General features: G+C 71.8%; 13 protein-coding genes and 1 tRNA gene. 10 read left to right on the top strand and 4 right to left on the bottom strand.

What is annotated here, in order from left to right:
- Positions 1-104 precede the first annotated feature (104 nt).
- The 3 genes from AAG827_RS07175 to AAG827_RS07185 are packed head-to-tail and all read right to left on the bottom strand — an operon-like array spanning position 105 to position 4,593.
- Positions 105-1,760 carry a GTPase gene (locus AAG827_RS07175; RefSeq protein WP_341925206.1) on the bottom strand — a complete coding sequence of 552 codons (1,656 nt, stop codon included), beginning with the start codon at positions 1,758-1,760 and terminating at the stop codon, positions 105-107.
- Positions 1,757-3,475, bottom strand: coding sequence for a dynamin family protein (locus AAG827_RS07180; protein ID WP_341925207.1), 1,719 nt, complete (start codon positions 3,473-3,475; stop codon positions 1,757-1,759). Before AAG827_RS07180 ends, AAG827_RS07175 begins: the two co-directional genes overlap by 4 nt.
- Positions 3,472-4,593: a PrsW family intramembrane metalloprotease gene (locus AAG827_RS07185; RefSeq protein ID WP_341925208.1), complete on the bottom strand. Its 1,122-nt coding sequence runs from the start codon at positions 4,591-4,593 to the stop codon at positions 3,472-3,474. Before AAG827_RS07185 ends, AAG827_RS07180 begins: the two co-directional genes overlap by 4 nt.
- Positions 4,594-4,651: 58 nt before the next feature.
- Here AAG827_RS07185 and AAG827_RS07190 point away from each other — a divergent pair, with 58 nt between their 5' ends.
- The 4 genes from AAG827_RS07190 to AAG827_RS07205 are packed head-to-tail and all read left to right on the top strand — an operon-like array spanning position 4,652 to position 8,388.
- Complete coding sequence (locus AAG827_RS07190; protein WP_341925209.1) at positions 4,652-6,097, top strand: aminopeptidase P family protein; 1,446 nt, start codon at positions 4,652-4,654, stop codon at positions 6,095-6,097.
- 15 nt (positions 6,098-6,112) lie between these two features.
- Positions 6,113-7,216: a serine/threonine-protein kinase gene (locus tag AAG827_RS07195; RefSeq protein ID WP_341925210.1), complete on the top strand. Its 1,104-nt coding sequence runs from the start codon at positions 6,113-6,115 to the stop codon at positions 7,214-7,216.
- Entirely contained in the window at positions 7,213-7,683 is a 471-nt protein-coding gene (locus AAG827_RS07200) for a hypothetical protein (RefSeq protein ID WP_341925211.1), read from the top strand. Before AAG827_RS07195 ends, AAG827_RS07200 begins: the two co-directional genes overlap by 4 nt.
- 12 nt (positions 7,684-7,695) lie before the next feature.
- Positions 7,696-8,388 carry a hypothetical protein gene (locus tag AAG827_RS07205; RefSeq protein ID WP_341925212.1) on the top strand — a complete coding sequence of 231 codons (693 nt, stop codon included), beginning with the start codon at positions 7,696-7,698 and terminating at the stop codon, positions 8,386-8,388.
- A gap of 18 nt (positions 8,389-8,406) precedes the next feature.
- Here AAG827_RS07205 and AAG827_RS07210 read toward each other — a convergent pair whose 3' ends face one another.
- The gene (locus tag AAG827_RS07210; protein ID WP_341925213.1) at positions 8,407-8,751 is read right to left on the bottom strand and encodes a hypothetical protein; all 345 of its coding nucleotides are present in this window, start codon (positions 8,749-8,751) and stop codon (positions 8,407-8,409) included.
- A gap of 389 nt (positions 8,752-9,140) precedes the next feature.
- Here AAG827_RS07210 and AAG827_RS07215 point away from each other — a divergent pair, with 389 nt between their 5' ends.
- The 6 genes from AAG827_RS07215 to AAG827_RS07240 all read left to right on the top strand — a co-directional run bounded on the left by AAG827_RS07215 (position 9,141) and on the right by AAG827_RS07240 (position 13,879).
- Positions 9,141-10,493 (top strand): HNH endonuclease signature motif containing protein, encoded by a 1,353-nt coding sequence (locus AAG827_RS07215; protein WP_341925214.1) that lies wholly within the window; start codon positions 9,141-9,143, stop codon positions 10,491-10,493.
- A gap of 139 nt (positions 10,494-10,632) precedes the next feature.
- The gene (locus tag AAG827_RS07220; RefSeq protein WP_341925215.1) at positions 10,633-11,154 is read left to right on the top strand and encodes a SigE family RNA polymerase sigma factor; all 522 of its coding nucleotides are present in this window, start codon (positions 10,633-10,635) and stop codon (positions 11,152-11,154) included.
- Positions 11,151-11,957, top strand: a complete 807-nt coding sequence (locus AAG827_RS07225; RefSeq protein ID WP_341925216.1) for a hypothetical protein — start codon at positions 11,151-11,153, stop codon at positions 11,955-11,957. The genes AAG827_RS07220 and AAG827_RS07225 overlap by 4 nt, the downstream gene beginning before the upstream one ends.
- A gap of 57 nt (positions 11,958-12,014) precedes the next feature.
- On the top strand, positions 12,015-12,545 hold the full coding sequence (locus tag AAG827_RS07230) for a SigE family RNA polymerase sigma factor (protein ID WP_341925218.1): 531 nt from the start codon (positions 12,015-12,017) through the stop codon (positions 12,543-12,545).
- A complete protein-coding gene (locus AAG827_RS07235; RefSeq protein WP_341925219.1) occupies positions 12,538-13,677 on the top strand; it encodes a hypothetical protein in 1,140 nt (379 codons plus the stop codon). Before AAG827_RS07230 ends, AAG827_RS07235 begins: the two co-directional genes overlap by 8 nt.
- Positions 13,678-13,805: 128 nt before the next feature.
- Positions 13,806-13,879, top strand: a tRNA-Arg gene (locus AAG827_RS07240).
- Positions 13,880-13,977: the final 98 nt, after the last annotated feature.

Raw genomic sequence — 13,977 nt, forward strand, 5'->3', positions numbered from 1 at the left:
TGCTGTCGAGACGAGGCTGCGCGGGGGCGCCGACATCGGCCGGCGTCGGCGGAAGTCCTTGTGGAGGGACGTGCGGGAGCCGGCCCTGTGGACGGCTGATGGGCCTACTTCTGCGCTGTCGCGAGGTTGGTGCGCACCGCGGTGTAGGCCGCGAGCTCGGCCGCGACCGGCTGGACCACGAGCTCGTCGGTCACCCGGTGGACGGCCTCGCGCAGCCGGCGGTCCGCCGCGGCGGCCCGACGAGAGGCGGTGACCGAGACCAACCAGCGGCACGCGGCCGCCAGCAGGATCCCGAGGAGCACCCCGCCGAGCAGCATCAACGTCGGGATCGGCACCGGCCCCAGGCCCGGGGCGTCGCCGACCGAGACCTGGAGGTAGCCCAGCACGGCGAGCACCGCCAGCCACAGCCCGCCCGCGAGCGCGGTGGCGATGAGCGCCCACTGGAGGCCCCGCACCACACCGGCCCAGCGAGGGATCGTGGCGACGTCGAGGTCGGTCTCGCCCACGGCCCGGTCCAGGCTGTCACCCAGGTCGGGCAGGCGCGAGGTCGAAGCACGTCGCACGGCGTCGGCCCACGGCCGCCCGAGGCCCGCGGCGGCGTCGTCGGCGAGCGCACGGACCTCGGTGTCGACGCGGGCGCGCTGGACGGGGGTCGTGGCCGGCAGCGACGTGCGCGAGCGACCCGACAACGATTCCGCTGCGTCGCCGAGGTCGAGGTGCAGCCGCTTGAGCGGGTCGGGCTTGAGGCGCGAGAACCACGCCACGACCGGCCAGCCGGTGGCGCGACCGGCGCGCAGCCGGGTCGAGCGCTCGACGGCGTCCACGACCGTGGGGACGCCCGCGGCGTCGGCGAAGGCGTCGTCGAGGTCGGCGATGCGCTGCTCGGACAGGGCCCGGGACTTGCCGTCACCGGAAGCCTCGGCCAGCCGGGCGGCAACGCCGCGGAGGTCGGCCTCGAGCCGTTGCCGGGTCGCCTGCTTGTCGTCGACCCGACGCGCGATCTCGGCGCGCAGCTCGGGCATGCCGATGCCGTGGCGGGCGCTGACCGCGATCACCGGGACCTTCTGGAGACCGTCCTGGTCGAGCAGGCGCCGCACGTCGGCGATCATCGACTCGCGCCGGTCCTCGGGGACGGTGTCGATGTGGTTGAGCACCACGACCATCACGTCGGCGTGCGAGCTCAGCGGCGCGAGGTAGCGGTCGTGGATCGCCGCGTCGGCGTACTTCTGCGGGTCGAGGACCCACACGAGCAGGTCGGTGAGCAGCACCAGCCGGTCGACCTCGAGATGGTGGGAGACCTCGGTGGAGTCGTGGTCGGGCAGGTCGAGGAGGACCACGCCCTCCATCGACGCGTCCTCGCGACGGGTGTCCAGCATGGAGTCACGCGTGGTCTGGTGGCGCGGCGGGATGCCCAGCCACTCCAGCAGCTCGGTCGCCCCCTCGGTGCCCCACACGCAGGCGCTGGCCCACGACGTGGTCGGACGTCGTACGCCGACGGCCGAGAGCTCCAGGCCCGTCAGCGCGTTGAACGTGGAGGACTTGCCGGAGCCGGTCGCCCCCGCGATGCCGACGACCGTGTGCTGGGCGGACAGCTTCAGGCGCCCGGCCGCACGACCGGCGATCGCCTCGGCCTCGTCGACGAGCTCGTCGTCGAGCCGTCCGCGGGCGGCGGCCGCCGCGGTCTCGAGCGCGGTGATCCGCGCCCCGATGTCGGTCCCGCGAGTGACCAGCTTCTTCGCACCTTCGAGCAGGGAGGTCACTCGGGGCCTTTCTTGGACTCGTAACGGAGGTCGTCGATGCGGCGCGAGGCGCCGCGGAGCTGCTCGGCGGCGCCGGCCTGGAGGCCGAGCCCGTCGAGGAGGCTGAGGTAGCGAGCGCGCTCGTCGGCGAAGAGCGCCTGGAGGCGCTGCTCGAGGGAGGTGCGGGCACGCTGCGCGAGGGTGCGCACGGCCTGGTCGCCGAAGACGGCCTCGAGGAGCTTCTGGCCCAGGACCGCCGATCCGCCGGCGATGCCGATCTCAGCGCCGGTGACCCCGACGGTGCTGGCGAAGACGACGACCATCAGCGCGACCGAGAGGCCGTTGACGCCGAAGGCGAGGAAGCGGGCCGTCCCGCGCTTGTCGGCACCCTCGGTGCGGACCATGTCGAGCACGTCGGACTGCCAGTCGCGCACGGCACGCTCGGCCTTGCGGCGCAGGTCGCGCGACGCCCGACCGAGGTCCTGGTCGGCTGCGCCGAGCAGCCCCTGGCCGGCAGCCAGCTGCTGCCAGGAGGCCTCGGCGCGCTCGGCGGCGGCCTCGGCATGCTCGAGGATCAGCGTCTCCAGGCCGGACTCGACCGCGACGGTGACGCGCTCGGCCTGCTGGGGCTTGCCCTTGACGGCGTTGACGACGCGGTCGCGGAACCAGCCGACCTTGGTCTCGAGCGAGCGGAGCAGCTCGCCGGTGCCGACGAACTCCTGCCAGCGGGCGAGCACCTCGCCGCGCAGCAGGGTGCCGTCCGCGGAGGCCGTCATGATCGCGGCGATCGACTCGTCGTAGGCCCGGTCGGCGTCCTCGCGCAGGCGCGCGGCGAGGGCGACCTGCTCGGTGGCGGCGTCCGCCACCCCGTGCGTGCGACGAGCCACCGTGCGGATGGCTCCGTCCAGGGTCTGCTTCACGACCGCACCGCGCGCGTCGGTGTCGATCGCCAGCGAGTCGAGCCACGCGCGGATCTCCGCGACGTGCTCGGCCGGGAGCAGCCCCTCGTCGTCGACCTTGCCCTCGGTGACGGTGAAGAGCGGCGAGTCCTTGAGGCCACGGCTGGCCAGCATGCGGGCGAGGTGCGTCGCCACGGTCTCGATGGCCTCGTCGGGGGTGCGGTCCAGGACGATCGCCACCGCGGTGGAGCGCTCGGCCGCCTGCTTGAGGAAGTCCCACGGGACCTGGTCGGCATAGCGCGCGGCCGAGGTCACGAAGAGCCAGAGGTCGGCCGCCGCGAGGAGCTGGGCGGCGAGCTGGCGGTTGCGCTCCTCGACGGAGTCGACGTCGGGGGCGTCCAGGATCGCCAGACCGGCCGGGATCGCGTCGGTGGCGACCAGCTGGAGCGCGTCGGGGTCGTTGGTGGAGTGCGGGACGCGCTCGAGGTCGGGCAGGAGCCGGTCCTGGCCGAACCACTCGGCGTCGTCGGGGTGGTGCACCAGCACGGGCGAGCGGGTCGTGGGGCGCAGCAGGCCGGGCGTCGTCACCCGGTGGCCCACGAGCGAGTTGACCAGGGTCGACTTGCCGGCGCCGGTGGAGCCGCCGACGACCGCGAGCAGCGGTGCGTCGATGGTCATGAGCCGCGGGATGACGTAGTCCTCGAGCTGGTCGATCATCTCGCGGCGGGCGGTGCGCTGGTCCTCGATGCCGGGCACGTCGAGCGGGAGCTCGGCGTCCTGGAGCGCGCCTCGCAGACGGACCAGCGCGGTGAGCATCTTGTTGCCGGTGTCGCTCATCGTGTCGGCACCACCTGTCCGGGGAAAGCGATGCCGGGTCGCACCGCGTTGATGCGGGACAGGTAGTCCTGACCGCGCAGCTGCCAGTCGGCGGGGGCCGTGCCCCGCAGCAGCCGATGGTGCAAGAACCCGAGCTCGATGGCGGCCTGCTGGTAGTCCTTCATCGCCTCCAGCCCGGCGGGACCACCGTGCTGCTGGGCGTGCTGGCGAGCCGCCCGCCGCGCACGAAGGTCGACGACCCACCCGATGTCGGTGGCCGGGATCAGGCCACGTCGCGACGCGTCGCCGAGGGCGGCCGCGAGCATGGTGCGCTCGGAGCTGCGCATCCACACGCCGAGCCACACGATCCCGACGACGGCCGGGAGCATCAGCACGACGTAGACGCCGGCGAAGCTGGCCAGCCCGAAGACGGTGGAGCCGTTCCACAGGCCGTGGGTGAGCACGGCGAGCGCGTAGCCACCCAGGGGCGCCGCCCAGCGCAGGGCCGGGGTGCGGGTCGTGACCGCGATGCCGACGCCGATGCCGATGAAGGCGGTGAAGAGCGGGTGCGCGAAGGGGCTCAGGACGCAGCGCACGACGAAGAGGACCGTGATGCCGGCGATCCCGCCCGGCGCCATGCCGTCGGCGCCGTTGTAGGCAGCAGCGAGGTAGAGGATGTTCTCGGTGAACGCGAAGCCGATGCCGACCATGCCGGCGTAGACCAGCCCGTCGAGGATGCCGTCGATCTCGGCCCGGCGCCACCAGAGCAGGAGCAGCAGGAAGAGGCCCTTGCTGGCCTCCTCGGTCACCGGCGCGACGATCGCGAGCGACTGGGTGTCGGTGAAGCCGACGACCAGGCCGCCCACCCCGCCGATGAGGATCGCCGCGATGGTGGCCACGAAGGCGCCCCACAGCAGGCCCAGCACGAGCAGGGCCTTGGGCTCGGGCTCGTAGCGGTCCAGCCAGAGGTAGCCGGCGACCAGCGGCCCCACCGGCACGGCCGCGAGAGCGGTCGCCAGGAGGGTGATGGCGGGGGCCCCCGAGAACGCCAGGATCACCAGCGTCAGCAGCGCGCCGAGGCCCACCAGCACGGTCACGACCACCGTGAAGGCGCGGCTGTCACGACGGGGAGCGGGCATGGGGCGAAGCCTAACGTCAGGGGGTCGAAGGGCTCATGTCGGCGCGTAGAGTAACGGCGTGAGCGAGCAGACCACCCCCGAGTCCACCGCATCCGCGAGCGCGAGCGCCGCCGAGCCAGCGACGGAGTCCCACGACCCTGCAGTCCCGGCCGCCTACTCCGCCTTCATGCGCACGGGCTGGGGCGACCGCGAGCTCGACCTCCCGCCGCACCCCGTGACCGACCTCGCGGCGGCCCGTCGGACCCGCCTCGCCGAGGCCTTCCCGGGCGAGCGCCTGGTGCTGCCCTCGGGCACCTACAAGCAGCGCTCCAACGACACCGACTACCGCTTCCGCTCCGACACCGCCCACACCTACTTCTCCGGCAACCAGACCAGCGACGCGGTGCTCGTCCTCGAGGACGGCGAGGCGGTCCTCTACGCCCGCCCCCGCTCGTCGCGCGAGAGCGACGAGTTCTTCCGTGACCGGGTCTACGGCGAGCTCTGGGCCGGACGACGCCCCTCCGCCCACGAGATCTCCTCCTCGCTGGGCATCGAGGTGCGCCACATCGACTCCTTGCCCGAGGCTCTGTCGGCCTCCGGCAAGACGCGCGTCCACCGCGGCGTCTCGTCGTACGTCGACTCGCTGGTCGCCCCCGACGAGACCCTCGACGGCGACCTGGCCCGCGTGGTCTCCGAGATGCGCCTGGTCAAGGACTCCTGGGAGATCGGCGAGCTGCAGGAGGCCTGTGACATCACGACGCTGGGCTTCGAGGACTGCGTCCGCGAGTGGGACAACGTCCTGAAGCACGGCGAGCGTTGGCTGGAGGGCACGTTCTTCCGCCGGGCGCGCACGATGGGCAACGACATCGGCTACGACTCGATCGTCGGCGGGGGCAAGCACGCCACGACGCTGCACTGGATCGAGAACTCCGGCCCGATCACGCCCGGCGAGCTGGTCCTGCTCGACATGGGCGTCGAGGGCCACAACCTCTACACCGCCGACGTCACGCGCACGCTGCCCGTCGACGGCACGTTCACGACGCTGCAGCGCGAGCTCTACGACCTGGTGCTCACCTCGCAGCAGGCCGGCATCGACGCGGTCCGCCCCGGCCTCGCCTTCGCCGACGTGCACGCGGCCTCGATGAGCGTCCTGGCCCACGGCCTCGAGGGCATGGGCCTGCTGCCGGTCTCGGCGCAGGAGGCGCTGGACCCCGAGTCGAAGGTCTATGCCCGCTGGACCCTCCACGGCACCAGCCACATGCTCGGCATGGACGTCCACGACTGCGGTCAGGCCGCTCCCGAGGCCTATGCCAAGGGCACCCTCGCGGCCGGTATGGTCCTCACCGTCGAGCCAGGCCTCTACTTCCAGGAGGACGACCTGCTCGTCCCCGAGGAGCTGCGCGGCATCGGCATCCGCATCGAGGACGACATCCTGGTCACCGACGACGGGTCCACCAACCTGTCGGCGGCGCTCCCCCGCACCTCGGCCGACGTCGAGGCGTGGATGGGGTCGCTCCGACTCTGATCGCAGGAGGCACGCGTGCTCGCGGACCGCTACGACCTCGGGGAGCGTCTGGGCACCGGCGGGATGGCCGACGTCTTCCGCGCGACCGACCGCGTGCTGCACCGTCCCGTGGCGATCAAGGTGCTGCGCGAGACCGCGGGTGACGAGACCGACCGGCTGCGCTTCACCGCCGAGGCGCGCACCCTCGCCCAGCTCAGCCACGTCAACCTGGTGATGGTGCTCGACGCCGGCATGACGACCGACCAGCCCTACCTCGTGATGGAGCTGGTCGAGGGCACCACGCTGTCCGACCGCGCACGCGGCGGGACATTGCCGCCCGACGAGGTCGCCGGGATCGGCGCCGCCCTCGCGGACGCCCTGGCCTACGCCCACGACAAGGGCATCGTCCACCGCGACGTCAAGCCCGCCAACGTCCTGCTCGGTGACGACGGCCGCGTCAAGCTCGCCGACTTCGGCATCGCCCGGCTCATCGGCGACACCGTCCGGCACACCCAGACGGGCCACGCGATCGGCACTGCCGCCTACCTCTCCCCCGAGCAGGTCCGCGGCGACGACCTGACCGCGGCCGCCGACGTCTACTCCCTCGGCCTGGTCCTGCTCGAGGTGCTCACCGGCGAGCGCGCCTATCCCGGCTCCCCCACCGAGTCGGCGCTGGCCCGGCTGAGCCGCTCGCCCGAGGTCCCACCGACGCTGTCGGCGGCCTGGCGCGACCTGCTCACCGACATGACCCTGATGGAAGCGGCCGCCCGTCCCTCGGCAGGCGTGGTCGCCGAGCGGCTGCGGACGCTGGACGGCGATGTCGACGCGGCCGGCGCCACGCTCGTCCTCGACACCGAGCCGACCGTGCGCCGGATGCCTGCCGTGACGCCCGCGCAGGGGCCGTCGGCGACCGACCGCGTCGTCGCGCGCCTGCGCGAGGTCCCGCCCCACGTGCGGGGCGTCGGCGCCGCCATCGCGGCGATCCTGCTGCTCGTCGTGATCGCCGGCGTCGCTGGCGGTGGCGGTGGCTCGGCGGAGGAACCGGCCGATCCCGCCGGAGGGACGGTCCCCGCCGGCACGCCCGCCGAGCTGGAGGGCCCGCTGCAGGACCTCCACGACGCGGTCGGAGGTGTCGAGTGACGAGCCGCCGCCGTCGTACGACGAGGCTCGCGGCAGCGAGCACCGTGGCCCTGCTCGTGCTCACGGGCTGCGGCTCGGAGGACCCTGCGTCGAGCGCCGTCCCGGCTCTGTCGACCCGGCTCGACGACATCGACAGCGCCATCGTCGACGGACGCTATGCGGTCGCGCGCGACGCGCTGGCTGCACTGGGCGAGGACACCGCGGCTGCCGTGGAGGACGGTGACCTCGACCAGGCGCAGGCCGAGCGGATCATCGACGCCGTCCAGGCGTTGACCGAGGCGCTGCCGGCCTCGGCGCCGGACGCCGACCCGACCGAGAGCCCCACGGCGGAGCCGACGGACGAGGCCACCGACGACGAGGACGCCGACGAGTCGGACGAGGACGCCGAGGACACGGGGCAGGGCAAGCCGCCCAAGCCGCCGAAGGGACCGAAGGGTCCCAAGGGAAAGGGCAAGAAGGGTCGCTGACAGACTGCGACCATGTCGACCCTCCTGCGCCGCGCCGGTCTGTCCTCGAGTGCTCTCGTGCTCGCCCTGAGCCTGGCTGCGTGCGGAGGTGACGAGAAGTCCGGCTCCACGGATGCCGGCTCGGACGCGCCGGTGGTGCTGAGCCAGGACGAGGCCGACGGTGCGCTCCTGACCCTCGAGGACGTCGGGGCGGACTTCACCGAGCTCGGCCCGACCGAGAGCGACGACCAGGACCTCGGCTGCCTGAGCGGCCTGACCGCACTGTCCGACCTGAGCGCCGACACGGAAGCGGAGAACAACTTCGAGCTCGAGACGGAGACGTCTCGCCGCAGCATCGTGACCGTGGTCAACTCCTACGCCGACACCGACACGGTCGTGGCCGGCGTCGAGGAGTTCCGCGCGAGCCTCGACGGGTGCGAGACGGTCGAGGTGACCGACCCCGAGAGCGGCACCAACCTCGCCCTGGCCGTCACCGTCGACGAGGCCCCCGGCATCGGCGAGACCGACGACCAGGTGGGCTTCAGCGGCACCGGCTCGGTGTCCGCGCCCGGCAACAGCTACTCCTACGACGTCAGCTTCGTCGTCTCCCGCGTCGACAACGCGCTCAGCGTCGTCGGGCTGATCGACCTGGCCGCTCCCGGCGAGGACGTCCTCGACTCGCTGACCGAGACCGCTCTGGGCCGCCTCGTCGACGCCGTCGGCTGAGCGCCGACCCAGGACGGCTCAGGTGGCGAGCAGCAGGACGAGCAGGACCGGCATGAGGGCCAGCACCGCGTAGCCCTCCGCCTCCAGCGGCGCTCGCCGACCGAGCAGCAGCCACGACGACACCGCGCCTGCCAGCAGCGCCACGCCCACGCCGAACGCGCCGCCGAGCAGCACCGGGAACACGAAGAACCACCCCACGGCCGCCGCGAGCGCGTAGGGCACCCGGGTGCGCCACACGGCGTACGGCACGAGGGGGGCGGTGATCGACTCGATCATCGGCGGCCGGTCGAGCTCGGGGTCCTCGAAACGTGGAGCTGTGCGGCGCCAGCGCGGGTCGTCAGGGGCGGGAAGCTCGTCGGCCATGACTTCCGATCGGCGCGACGGCGCGTCACCTGAGCCTGTCTAGCCGAGCGAGGACGCGTCGAGACCCTCACGGTGGTTGAGGTGCGAGCGCAACGAGCCTCGAAACCACCCGGTGGTCGAGACCAGCTGGACCCCGCGCTTGCGGGGTGGTCAAACGTATGGCCACCGAAGGGGGCTCTCGCTGGCCGAGCCGGACCTTCGGTGGTCGAGCCCGACGAGCGCCAGCGAGGAGGCGTCGAGACCCCAACGCTGGTTGAGGTGCGAGCGCAGCGAGCCTCGCACGGTGGTTGAGGTGCGAGCGCAGCGAGCCTCGAAACCACCCACCGGACGGCGGATACATGTGGAATTGTGCTTGTCAACCGAACGTGTCTTCGACTACACTAGATGCCATGACCACCGTCATCGACCCCCACCAGGTCGACGACGACGCGCCCACACCCACCGACCTCATCACCCTGGTCCGACAGACCCGAGCAGCAGCCGACCAGGCCAACCTCGACCTGTTCCACCTCGCGATCGCATGGGCCCACGCCCACCCCGAGACCCCCGGCGACCAGTCCTGGAAAGCACCCCGCAGCAGCTCCGTGCCGGCCGACGAGCTCGGTGAGCGCGACGACCGCACCCCCGGCACCGGTGACCTCGACGAGGACCAGTGGTTCGGCCTCCCACCCATCGCGTGGAACGCCGCCGCCCCCTTCGCCACCGCCAACAACATGAGCACGAGCGCGGGTCGGGCGTTCATCCGCGACAGCCTCGTCATCCGCCACCGCATGCCGAGGGTGCACGCCAAGGTGTCCGCCGGGAAGGTCCCGATCTGGCGGGCCCACCGCATCGCCCGCGCCGTCCTCGGCACACCCAGAGACGTGGTGGAGCGCGTCGACAAGGCGATCGCTCCGATCGCGGACACCGCGGGGCTCGTCACCGTCGACCGCCTCATCGACGAGGCCAAACTGGAGCTCTACGCCGAGCTCGTCGAGATCGAGTCCTTGGAGGCCCTCGAGCACCGCCACGTCACCCTCGACGAGCGCACCATAGGCCACACCGGGATCGCCACCATGGACATCCGCGCCGACTGGGCCGACCTCGTCGACTTCGACCAAGCCGTCTCCCGTGTCGCGGACGCCCTCAAGAGGGACGGGTCCCCGGAGTCTCTGGACGTCCGCCGCTCCATGGCCGTGGGTGTCCTCGCCGACCCCGCCCGCGCCCTCGCCCTCCTCAACAGCACCGAGCCACCCGCACCCAGCAAGAGCATCGTGGCCTACCTCCACCTCGACACCGACGCCCTCGAAGGCCGCGGGCTCCTCGCCACCGACGAGCACGGCCACACCCTCCTCGCCACCACCGTCCGCGAGTGGCTCGCCCGCCACGACCGACACGTGACCATCCGCCCCGTCCTAGACCTGCGCGGCCACTGCGACGGGGATGGCCACGACGGCTCAGACCCCTACGTCCCGTCGCACATCACCGCCGAGAAGGTCCGACTCCGCAACCCCACCTGCGTCTTCCCTCAGTGCACCAAGAGATCCAGATCCTGCGACCTCGACCACCTCATCGCCCACGCAACGTCAGGCGTGACGTGCGAGTGCAACCTCGCCCCACTCTGCCGACATCACCACCAGCTCAAGACCCATGCCGGCTGGACCTACCAACAACTCACTCCCGGCACCTTCCTCTGGCGCGAACCCCACGGTCAGACCCTCCTCGTCACCCCACACGGCACGAGAGACCTCACCGACCCCTGAGGCACGCGGGTCAGGGGTGCGGGACAGGCTCGGATCATCGCGCCATCCGGAGTGTCACGCGGAGGGTGGTTCGTAGCGTCTAGTAGGTGTGACTGCATCAACCGCTCTCCCCTCTCGGGACTCAGCCCGGAAGGGCGCCATGGCTGCTAACCCGGACCTCGACTTCGACACGCTGGTCCGCATCACGGCACCGGCTCTCCACCGCACCGCCTTGCTGCTGACCGGCGGCGACCACCACCTCGCCGAGGACCTCTTGCAGACCACCTACGTCAAGGTGTGGGTGGCCTGGAAGCGGGTCTCTCGCGCCGACGATCCGGTGGCCTACACCCGCACGGTCCTGACCCGCACCTTCCTCTCCCACCGCCGGCTGCGGCGGTCCTCGGAGCGACCGACGGACGAGCTCGGGCTCTCTGAGTCGCCCGTGCCCGGCGGTGGGCCGGACCCCGTCCTGCGCCTCGACATGGTGGATGCGCTGCGTCGCCTGTCCCCCACGGACCGTGCGGTGGTCGTCCACCGCTACTGGCTCGACCGCAGCGTCGCCGAGACGGCAGCTGACCTGGCGCTGAGCGAGGCCGGCGTGCGCACCCGCAGCAAGCGAGCACTGAGCCGCCTTCGCACGCAGTTCACCGACCTCGACCTCGACCCCAGGGAAGACTCATGAACCTCCATGACCGCATCACACAGGACCTCGACCGCACCGACCGGGCCGGGCCCGACATCGCCCGTCTCACCGCCCATGCTCGCTCGCGCGGAAGGCGCCTCACGCTGCTCCGCAGAGCTGCAGCGACCGGCGTGACGCTCGCAACGATCGCCATCGGCGGCGTCGTGCTCGTCGCGTCTCCCTGGGACGACGGTCGCTCGAGCACCGAGGGCACCGTTGCGACTGACCCGACTGACCCGACGGCCCCCGTCAGCGCCGAGCCAGGGACAGGCCCTGCCACCGCACGCGGGGCCGTCGCTGCCCTCGTGTCCGCGCTCGGTGACGTCACCGACGCGCCGACCTCGGCCTATGTCGGTCAGGACCCGCGTGCCGAGCTCGGCGATAGGGACTACTACGCGCAGGTCCGGCTGGAGGACGACGGTGGCCCGGCCAACGTGGAGATCAACGTGCAGTTCGACGGCGGCTTCAGCGGGGGCTGCACAGAGACCATGGATGAGTGCAGCTCCACGCGACTCCCTGACGGCGCGACGCTCACGTCCTACGTGCTCACCGGCGACAAGACCCCCGGGGACATCCGCAGCGTCGCCGAGCTCGTGCGGGTCGACGGCGTCCGTGTGGTGGTCGTGGCCACCAACAGCATCACGCGCCCAGGAGTGGGCACCTACGTCACTCGCCGCGAGCCCCCACTCACCGGCGACCAGATCCGCTCCATCGTCCAGCAGGACTACTGGGACGAGGAGCTTCCCGTCGTGTTCCTCGACGCGGGCGTGACACTCGAGCCGTTCCGAGCCGCAGCGTCCTAGGGTCAGCCACAACCTTCTGCAGCGGCCGTGACGTCAAGGGGTCGAGAGGGTGATGGTGTGAACGACGACGACAGGTCAGATCCGCCGACGTTCGAGGAGTTCGTGGTGGCTCGATGGACGACGCTCGTGCGGACCGCGCACCTCCTGACCGGCAGCCCGGACCTCGGGGCGGACCTCGTGCAGGAGACCCTGACCAAGGCCTACCCGCGCTGGGACCGGGTGTCTCGTGCGGAGGTGCCGGAGGCCTACGTCCGGCGCATGATGTTCAACGTCTTCATCGATGCACGACGGCGCGACAGCCGTCGCTCGGCGAAGGCTCGGCTCCTGCTGGTCCGGACCGAGCCGTCGTGCTCGGCGGACCCCGGCGAGCGGCTCGACCTGTGGCAGCAGCTGATGATGCTCTCCCCGCGCGAGCGGGCCGTGCTGGTCCTTCGCTACTACGAGGACCTCAAGGAGGTGGAGATCGCCGATGTCCTGGGCATCTCGACAGGTTCGGTCAAGTCATACGCCCATGTCGCGCTCGGCAAGCTGAGGGCGCGCATGCCCGCCGGGGCCACCGACGGCAACGAGAGGAACCGCGATGCGTGATCCGATCGAGCACGACCTCAGGTCGCTCTTCAAGGAGCGGGTGGAGTCGACCCCGCACCCTCCGGTCCCCGAGGCGCTGCTCGGGCTGTCCGCACGGCCGCGCCGCCGCGTGGCTCCGCTTGCTGCAGTGGCCATGATTGCTGCGGTGGCAGTGGTGATGGTCGGCATCAGTGTCGGGAGCGGGTGGCTCACAGGCTCCGAGGCTCCGCCGGCCGGTCAGACCGGTGGGTCCACGGGCGAAGGACCGACCATTCCCTACATCCAGGACGGCGTCCTGCACCGTGCTTCCTCCTCGGCAGCCACCACGGCCGACCAGCTCCGCTGGGCCGGCGACTCCGTGGTCGTCACCGACACCTACTCCAGCCAGGCAGGCGACGGTGTGGCGCGCTCGTGGATGCTGGACGGGAACGAGCTGGTGCCGCTGCCGTTCCTCGACGACTCCGTCGTCGCCCTGAGCCTCGACGGCTCACAGGTGCTCGCCATGAGTCACCCGGACCCGACGACCACGCGTCTCACGACCCACGACCTGGCGCGGGGCACCGAGGTCGGCGTCATCGACCTCGCGGTGCCGGGATCGTGTTGCGAGTCGGGGACCGTCCAGATCCTGGGCTTCGACACCGCGGGCCGCGTCTTCTACAACGAACGCGACCGCAGCTTCGTCTGGGATCCTCGGAGCGCAGAGCCTACGGCCGTCAGGGGGGCGCCGGGCGAGATCGTCCAGGTCGGCACCCAGGGTGTCCTCGCCGTTTCCGGGGACTACGGCTCCTCCACCGAACGCGTCCTGGGCGAGGTCAACGAGCTCGGTGCATTCGAGGGTGGTCGGGAGCTCACGATGCCGGACCCGACCGAGCCGGCCTCCTGGTCGCCGTCGGGCCAGGTCGTGGCCTACACCGCGAGCTCCGGACCGGTGGTGGAGCCCAGCGACGCATCGACCCCTCCAGTGGGTCTCGACGTCGGCGGCATGGTCTTCTCCCACGTCGTGGGCTTCGAGTCCGAGACCGCCCTGCTGCTCGTCGCCCGAGACGGGGACCGCAACAACCTGCTCCGCTGCTCCACTCGCGGCAGCTGTGACGTGCTCGAGGAGATGGGCGGCCCGAATGCGTTGGACGACTGGGTCTTCCCGCTCGACTGACGCCGGCCGCTTCCCGACCGCCCGCAGCACGCGAGTGGCGGCTGCGGCATACTGACCGCGGATCGGGAGATGGGCGGAAGTCGCGTGGGGTGGCCCCCGGTGGTTTCCGGCCGCACGTCCGATCCTCCGCCTCCGTAGCTCAGCTGGATAGAGCAGCGGCCTTCTAATCCGCCGGTCACAGGTTCGAATCCTGTCGGGGGCACCCCGGCCCTGGCAGGCCGCTCAGCACGAACGCCAGGACACCCCGGGCAGGGCGGCCGGGGTGTCCTGGGTCTCATCGGTCAGCCACCTGGAGGGTGG

It is taken from the genome of Nocardioides psychrotolerans, assembly GCF_943371775.1.
In the GTDB taxonomy this organism is placed as follows: domain Bacteria; phylum Actinomycetota; class Actinomycetes; order Propionibacteriales; family Nocardioidaceae; genus Nocardioides; species Nocardioides psychrotolerans_A.